Source organism: Nodosilinea sp. LEGE 07298, assembly GCF_015207265.1.
Lineage (GTDB): Bacteria > Cyanobacteriota > Cyanobacteriia > Phormidesmidales > Phormidesmidaceae > Nodosilinea.
This window is the reverse complement of the sequence record NZ_JADEXE010000563.1, coordinates 1-1602: the sequence shown is the minus strand read 5'-3', so window position 1 is coordinate 1602 and position 1602 is coordinate 1. Positions and strand designations below refer to the sequence as shown.

The window sequence follows — 1602 nt, the reverse complement described above, 5'->3', positions numbered from 1 at the left end:
CCACCAGAGTCTCTAGCTTCACTCAGATCACCCTGGCGCAGCTATCGCTGTAGACGTTAGAAAAATTCTCCTAGCCCCAGCTCTTGGCGAACGATCGCGAGCGGCTTGTCCCAGTTGAGTTCGACTGGGTAGGCGATCGCGGCCCGTCCCCTTACCCCCATCCAAAACCCACGCCACAGCGCCCTCAGCAGCGGTACCGTCCACAGCGGGTTGGTCAGGCTCAGGGGCACAAATGACAGCACAAACACGTTGAGCAAATCGCGGTACTGCACCAGGGTGTAGGCCGCCACCCCAAACTCCCCAATCGGTGAGGCATCGAACCCAGTAAAGATGTGGTAGATGTCGTGGCTGATGGCGGTGCGCTGGCGCAGCCATTCGCTGTTGGCCTCGTCGGTCATAAAGGTTTCTGGGTCAAACCCGTAGCGGATCATGTGGCGGGCATAGGCACCCCCTAGGGTGTCGGGCGGTAGCTGCACCAGGGCATTGAGATCGACTGAAATAGTGCGGTAGATCAAGTGAGAGGCTTGGTGGGCTAGTCGCCGCTCGACCCAGCGCTGCCACTGGCTGTGGCGTCCGGCGGCAAGAATGTGCAGAATGCCTGCGGCAGGATCGCTTAAAAAGGCCCGGTAGGCGGCCGCTAACTCTGACCAGTTGATGCCGCTGAGGGGCGACGGAACGCGATGACAAGGCTTAGAGCAGGGTCGAATTCGGCTGACCATGGCATTTCTCCAGTTAAGACAGGATGTGAACAAATGCGATCGAAGGAACGGGCGATCGCCCAGAACCGACATAATGGAAACTCGACTGAGTGAATATGCAACTTTTTGCATTTCAATGTTCTAATACTATATGCACTTAAATGCATAGTCAATCTTTTGCATATTTAGTTTTGTAACGCTTTCTATGGCCCTTTCCCATGCAATTCTCTCGGCGCTGACCGAACGCCCGTGCAGCGGCTATGACCTGGCTAAGCAGTTCGATGGCTCGGTGGGGTTCTTCTGGCACGCCAGCCACCAGCAGATCTACCGTGAGCTAACTAAGCTAGAGCAGCAGGCGCTTGTGACGGCCGAAGCCGTCGTCCAAGAGGGCAAGCCCGACAAAAAGATTTATCGCGTCACCGAGGCCGGCAAACTACAGCTCAAGGCGTGGATTGCCCAACCGTCTAAGTGCACGCCCACCAAGGATGATCTGCTGGTCAAGCTGTTTGTGGGGTACCTAGTACCCCACGCAACCGTGCAGGCTACCCTTGAGCACGAACGCGCCCAGCATGTGGCAGCGCTAGAGGCCTACCGGGCGATCGAGCAGAAGTACTTCGCCGACCCCGAGGCTATGTCTCTGGCGGCTCGATTTCAGTACATCACCTTGCGCAATGGCATTCACTTCGAAACCAGCTGGCTGGCCTGGTGCGACGAAACCCTGGCTACGCTCGAAACCTTACCTGCCGATCGGGCGTCTCCTTGGGCGAAACCGGGCGAAGACATCCACCCTTAACCCTAAGTCAGCAGAACGACTCAGCTGAGAAATGCGAATTTCTTGAGAAATGGTTTCATCCTCAGCTCTGCCAAGCTTTACTGTGGAGTGGGCGGGTAAGACCACGATCCC

The 1602-nt window shown here is 56.7% G+C and carries 2 protein-coding genes; one reads left to right on the top strand and one right to left on the bottom strand.

The window, feature by feature from the left end; translation table 11 throughout:
• Window positions 1-56: 56 nt before the first annotated feature.
• Window positions 57-719 carry a Coq4 family protein gene (locus IQ273_RS33060; RefSeq protein WP_194027298.1) on the bottom strand — a complete coding sequence of 221 codons (663 nt, stop codon included), beginning with the start codon at window positions 717-719 and terminating at the stop codon, window positions 57-59.
• A 184-nt stretch (window positions 720-903) separates the two neighbouring features.
• Between IQ273_RS33060 and IQ273_RS33055 the strand changes: the two genes are divergently transcribed.
• Window positions 904-1491 (top strand): PadR family transcriptional regulator, encoded by a 588-nt coding sequence (locus tag IQ273_RS33055; protein WP_194027297.1) that lies wholly within the window; start codon window positions 904-906, stop codon window positions 1489-1491.
• The last annotated feature ends 111 nt before the right edge of the window (window positions 1492-1602 follow it).

Bases quoted from the DNA above. Each gene is read 5' to 3' on its own strand.
- IQ273_RS33060 (WP_194027298.1), bottom strand. From the start codon at position 719: ATGGTCAGCCGAATTCGACCCTGCTCTAAGCCTTGTCATCGCGTTCCG.
- IQ273_RS33055 (WP_194027297.1), top strand. From the start codon at position 904: ATGGCCCTTTCCCATGCAATTCTCTCGGCGCTGACCGAACGCCCGTGC.